The sequence below is a fragment of the Treponema sp. R6D11 genome, assembly GCF_054786075.1.
Window position 1 is genome coordinate 1 of record NZ_BDHD01000128.1, and the last position, 4,966, is coordinate 4,966.

The 4,966-nt window shown below is 46.3% G+C and carries 7 protein-coding genes; 3 read left to right on the forward strand and 4 right to left on the reverse strand.

Going from position 1 to position 4,966, the window contains the following annotated elements:
* Nucleotides 1-234: 234 nt before the first annotated feature.
* Nucleotides 235-672 carry an RrF2 family transcriptional regulator gene (locus ACYVTD_RS09640; RefSeq protein WP_461247564.1) on the reverse strand — a complete coding sequence of 146 codons (438 nt, stop codon included), beginning with the start codon at nucleotides 670-672 and terminating at the stop codon, nucleotides 235-237.
* Between the two features lie 185 nt (nucleotides 673-857).
* Between ACYVTD_RS09640 and ACYVTD_RS09645 the strand changes: the two genes are divergently transcribed.
* Nucleotides 858-1,079, forward strand: coding sequence for a pyridoxal-phosphate dependent enzyme (locus ACYVTD_RS09645; protein WP_461247565.1), 222 nt, complete (start codon nucleotides 858-860; stop codon nucleotides 1,077-1,079).
* On the forward strand, nucleotides 1,054-1,455 hold the full coding sequence (locus ACYVTD_RS09650; protein ID WP_461247566.1) for an RrF2 family transcriptional regulator: 402 nt from the start codon (nucleotides 1,054-1,056) through the stop codon (nucleotides 1,453-1,455). Before ACYVTD_RS09645 ends, ACYVTD_RS09650 begins: the two co-directional genes overlap by 26 nt.
* Before the next feature lie 179 nt (nucleotides 1,456-1,634).
* Here the strand turns inward: ACYVTD_RS09650 and ACYVTD_RS09655 are convergent, their stop codons facing one another.
* Nucleotides 1,635-2,522 (reverse strand): radical SAM protein, encoded by an 888-nt coding sequence (locus ACYVTD_RS09655; protein WP_461247567.1) that lies wholly within the window; start codon nucleotides 2,520-2,522, stop codon nucleotides 1,635-1,637.
* Between the two features lie 11 nt (nucleotides 2,523-2,533).
* On the reverse strand, nucleotides 2,534-3,412 hold the full coding sequence (locus tag ACYVTD_RS09660; protein WP_461247568.1) for a nucleotide-binding protein: 879 nt from the start codon (nucleotides 3,410-3,412) through the stop codon (nucleotides 2,534-2,536).
* Nucleotides 3,413-3,740: 328 nt separating this feature from the next.
* On the opposite strand from ACYVTD_RS09660, the gene ACYVTD_RS09665 reads away from it, so the two are divergent.
* Nucleotides 3,741-4,346, forward strand: coding sequence for an HD-GYP domain-containing protein (locus tag ACYVTD_RS09665; protein ID WP_461247569.1), 606 nt, complete (start codon nucleotides 3,741-3,743; stop codon nucleotides 4,344-4,346).
* A 32-nt stretch (nucleotides 4,347-4,378) separates the two neighbouring features.
* Here ACYVTD_RS09665 and ACYVTD_RS09670 read toward each other — a convergent pair.
* The coding region (locus ACYVTD_RS09670) for a flavodoxin family protein (RefSeq protein ID WP_461247570.1) at nucleotides 4,379-4,966 on the reverse strand (588 nt) is incomplete at its 5' end.

A 4,966-nucleotide genomic window follows, 5' to 3' on the forward strand; every position in this document is an offset into this window, starting at 1 on the left:
GAGGACAACCGCCCCGAAGCGCAGGAGAGTCTCTTGGAAGCGTATCCCAATCTGCGTAACCGCTACGCCGTAAACGACGGCAACAATATTGTCTATTACTTAAAAAACGCCACAGCCACATTCTCAAGTTTCAAAGACGCGCCGAGAGTAGTGAAATTTTAACCACGAACCACACGAACCAGAGCGAACCAAGAAAGCGAAGATACTTACTACAAATATGCGCGTAGTAGAAATTTAAATGTAATATTCATCCGCTCCAGCGGCTTGGAAATCTTGCAAAATATCTTGAAGGGTAATGCCGTCCAGATACTTATTTATCGCTTTTTCAAGACCTTGCCATACCGGCAGGGTTTTACATTCTTTCATTTGAGTGCATTGGTTTGGATTATCTTCCAGACATGAAACTGGAGACAGCCCACCTTCGGTAATTCTTAAAATTTGCCCCACAGTGTATTTATCAGGCTCTTTAGCAAGCATATAGCCGCCCTTGTTGCCGCGATTGGTACGCAGAATATCGGGACGACTTAAAAGTGTAACAATCTGCTCAAGGTATTTTTTGGAAATACCCTGCCGCTGTGAAATATCCTTTAATGGAATAAAACCGTCATTTTTATGTTCTGCCAAATCTAAAAGCATACGGAGCGAATACCGCCCTTTTGTCGATATTTTCATACACCCTACTTTACCATAGATTTACTATGTTTTCAAGGGTATTCTATGCGTTGACGGGATCATCATTTTTAACTATTATAAAAATAAAAAAAGTTAAAATTTATCTTGACAAAATCGATATTATGGGTCATTCTATTCATAGTAATCCTATATGATTACTAAATTATAACTAAGAGGAGAAAATTATGGCAAGAGTAGACAAAATCACCGACCTTATCGGGAATACCCCGATTGTTAAGATCAACAAGCTCAATGACAGCGGAGCTACGGTTTATGTAAAACTGGAAAGCTTTAACCCCCTTCACAGCGTTAAAGACCGCATCGCGCTTTCGATGATCGAAGCTGCCGAAAAAGAAGACAAAAGGGCGGTATTCGCTCCTTATGCTTCTGGATTTGGCGGAACATAAGAACGACGGGTTTATTTCCTTAAAGGATATTTCCCAGCGTCAGGGCATTTCCAAGAAATACCTTGAACAGATTGTTACCCTTCTCAGCCGACCCGACCTTTTACGGACCAACCGCGGAAACAAGGGCGGCTATATGCTGGCAAAAGAACCCGACAAGTACACGGTAGGACAAATTTTAAGGATTACCGAAGGCGGACTGTCGCCGGTTTCGTGCCTTGAAGACAACCCAATCCAGTGCGATAAAGTAAAAGACTGTAAAACCCTGGCGATATGGCAGGGGCTTGAAAAAGCGATTAACAAGTATCTTGACGGCATTACCTTGCAGGATGTTTTGCAAAATTTCCAAAAAGCCGGCGCTGACGAATATTACATCTAGTCGCAAAAACTCACACAAAGCTCACAAAGGTACAAAGATCACAAAGGAGGAATCAGAGGTTTTTGTCCGAAAGCTTAGCTTAGAATTTCACGATAAGATAACGAACAACAACCACCTAATTCATCTTCGTGTCCTTCTCTTCCTTTGTGTCCTTTGTGAGAACTAAATACAAATACCTCTCATCCGCAGACGTTATTACATCGGAATTCGCCCGTATTTTCGTATAATTTGCGTGAAAAATCGCTTATTCCGGGGATTCCGCAGGCGTCCGCCCTGCAGTGGGCGCAGTTGCGGAAAACCGGCAAGACGGCCTCCGCTTCCCTTCTCGCCGCCTCAAGCATGGAACAGTCCGGCGCGGCGGTTCCGGCAAATTCCCCACGCGGGATAAGAGGTATGATATTGTGGTAGTTGACGCCAAGAGCGGAAATTGTTTTCGCTATCTCGGTTATGTGGCCGGAATTAACGGCAGGAACCAAAACGGTGTTTATTTTTATTTCCATGCCCAATTTATTAGCCGCCTTTATCCCCTCCAACTGGCGGGAAAGCAATATTTCCGCCGCCTTCTCGCCCGTTATCGTTTCGCCGTTAAATGAAATATGGGAAATAATTTTTTCGCCGATGTTTGGATCTACGGCGTTAACGGTAACGGTAAGGTGCTTTAACCCGACATCGGACAGTTCTTGTATCTTGTCCGGCAAACCAAGCCCGTTGGTGGAAATACATTTTGTCAACTGCGGAAATTTCTTGTCAACAAGGCGGAAAGTTTGCAACGCGCAATCGTCGGCGAGCGCGTCCCCGGGACCTGCCACGCCCACGACCGTCAATTCGGGGCAAAGCTTAAAAGCCTCGTCAATGGTTTGTACCGCCTGTTCCGGCGTAAGGATACGCGCCGCGACTCCCGGGCACATTTCGTCTAGGTTGACGCTCCGTTCACAAAAACGGCATTTGATGTTACATTTAGCGCTGACGGGCAGATGAATGCGCCCGTATTGCCCGTGCGCGGCAATGTCAAAACAAGGGTGGTCGTCTTTCTTTTTTTTTGGCAAGTTACGCGCAATTACAGCCATGTTTCTCCTTCCTATATGCCCGATGCGTCGCCGCCGACGACGATGCCCGTCTCCAATTCCAAAAGTTTGTCGCTCCAGCCAGACGCCCAGTCGCGAAGTTCGTCCGGCTCCAGAGGCGAAGGCGTTTTGCTTTCCTCATGGGCGGCGACACGCTGCGCGAGCCGCGTGTATATTTTAGACTGTTCGCTGTCCGGCGCGGCTTCTATCGTCGTCTTTCCTTTCAATTCGGACTGGGTAACGGTAATCGAGCGGGGAATATATTGAATAATCTGCGTCTTTGTCCTTGCGGAAAAATCGTCTATTATGTCGCGCGAGTAGCCTTGGGAAATTGAGTTTGCGATAATGCCGCCCAAAAGGGCCCCTCCCGTTTTTGAATATTTTTTTATGCCCTTAAACAGGTTGTTGCTCGCGTAAATCGACATAAAGTCGCCGCTTGATACGGTAAAAACATGCTGGGCTATGCCTTCGCGGATTGGCACCGCAAAACCGCCGCAGACCACGTCGCCCAAAACGTCGTAAATGACATAGTCAAGATCAAGCTCGTTAAAAATTTTCTGCTGTTTAAATAATTCAACGGCCGTAATGATGCTGTCCCCGACGCAACCAATGCCCGGAGCCGGCCCCCCAGCCTCGACGCAGTATACCCCGTTAAAACCCTTATATATGACATCTTGCGCTCTTACCGTCCCTTTTTTCCTGATCGCGTCAAGCACGGAGGGAATATAACTGCCGCCTCTAAGCGTGTTGGTGCTGTCGGATTTAGGGTCGCACCCGAACTGCATAACCTTGTACCCGGCTTTTGAAAGAGCCGCCGACAAGTTGCTCGTGGTCGTCGATTTTCCTATTCCGCCCTTCCCGTATATGGCGATTTGTTTTATCTTTTTTGCCATTCTACCGCTCCTTAGCGAATCAACGCTTCATTCTCACTTAAAAGCTTGTTTTTGTCTCTATTGATTATTATTAACACATAATACCTATATGTATAATAGGAATTATGTGTGGAAAAATTATATTTGTCAATAGGAAAATTAATTTTTTTTATTAAGTAACCTGTTGACAAAACTGTTAAAATCCTCTAATATCATAGTAAACATATATGTTATATATGTTTACTTATGGGGGCTTGGTAATATAATGGGACGCTCATTCAAAAGGAAATCTTTTTTAAGGAGAAACCGTGTTTCCAAAAATGAGGAGACTCTCGACATTTCCGAACTTTTGGAAAAAACTCATTTTGAAACGATCCTTGCTTTTTCCGACGCTCTGGAGGCCAGAGACCAGTATACCGCCGGACATTCGCGACGTGTTATGGGGTATTCCGAAAGCATTGGAAAACGCATGAAATTGGACAAACAAAACATTGAAGAATTGAAAAGATCCTCGGTATTGCACGACATAGGAAAGATAGGGATACCTGACACGGTTCTTAAAAAGGAAACAAAACTTACCGATGAGGAATTCGCCATAATCAAGTCGCATCCCCAAACGGGTGCGGCTATCCTTAAACACATTAAATCTTTCAAGGATTTAGTGCCCGCCGTATACCATCATCATGAGCGGTTTGACGGCGAAGGATACCCAGACGGAATTAAAGGGACGGCGATTCCCCTACACGCGCGGATAATCGCGATTACCGACACTTTCGACGCGATGACGTCGAGCAGATCGTACAGGAAGGCGCTTTCCTTCAAAACGGCGTTAAATGAACTTGAGCGCAATAAAGGGATACAGTTTGATCCTGACATTACGGATATTTTTATCGAGATATTAACCGAATCGCCATTTTACTTTACGCGGTTCAGGGAGCCTGAATATCATCTTTGAGCGGGCGATTTGATCTGGCGTTATGCGAAACGCTACCTTATAAAATTGGTCCAAGGCCGTGGTTCAACTTCGGGCAAGGGTATTTCCTTTTTCGCCGAGGCGAGCGCTTTAATGAGCCACGCCATGCTCCGCGCCGAGCGCTTAACGACATAAAGCCCTTCCGCGTCCTGTAGCGATTCTTCGCGGTTTGAACCGTGGACGATTTCCCAATACACGGACGGCGCGATAAAGGCGCCGGTAAGGTTAAAATAGTTGTTCATCTGGTGGAAGGCGTTAATCCCGCCAGCGCGCCTGCACGACACCACAGCCGCGGCCGCCTTGTACTCAAGACGCACGCCCGAGAAAAAAAGCCTGTCCAGGAAACACTTAAAGTTCCCCGCGATACTGCCGTAGTAAACGGGTGAGCCGGTAATTATTCCGTCCGCCCCGTTTACTTTTTCCGCAGCGCTATTTACAAGATCGTCGTTAAACGCGCATTTGCCAAGTTCTTTGCACTTTCTGCAGTCTATGCACCCGCGGATGTTTTCCCTTCCCACCTGGACAATTTCTGTCTTTATATCCTCATGTTCCAGTTCCGCGCGCATAAGCTCAAGCGCGTTCTGTATCACCCCGTCGTTATT

Excerpts from the sequence above, each read along its gene's own strand:
- ACYVTD_RS09640 (WP_461247564.1), bottom strand. The coding sequence starts at position 672 with ATGAAAATATCGACAAAAGGGCGGTATTCGCTCCGTATGCTTTTAGAT.
- ACYVTD_RS09645 (WP_461247565.1), top strand. The coding sequence starts at position 858 with ATGGCAAGAGTAGACAAAATCACCGACCTTATCGGGAATACCCCGATT.
- ACYVTD_RS09650 (WP_461247566.1), top strand. The coding sequence starts at position 1,054 with ATGCTTCTGGATTTGGCGGAACATAAGAACGACGGGTTTATTTCCTTA.
- ACYVTD_RS09655 (WP_461247567.1), bottom strand. The coding sequence starts at position 2,522 with ATGGCTGTAATTGCGCGTAACTTGCCAAAAAAAAAGAAAGACGACCAC.
- ACYVTD_RS09660 (WP_461247568.1), bottom strand. The coding sequence starts at position 3,412 with ATGGCAAAAAAGATAAAACAAATCGCCATATACGGGAAGGGCGGAATA.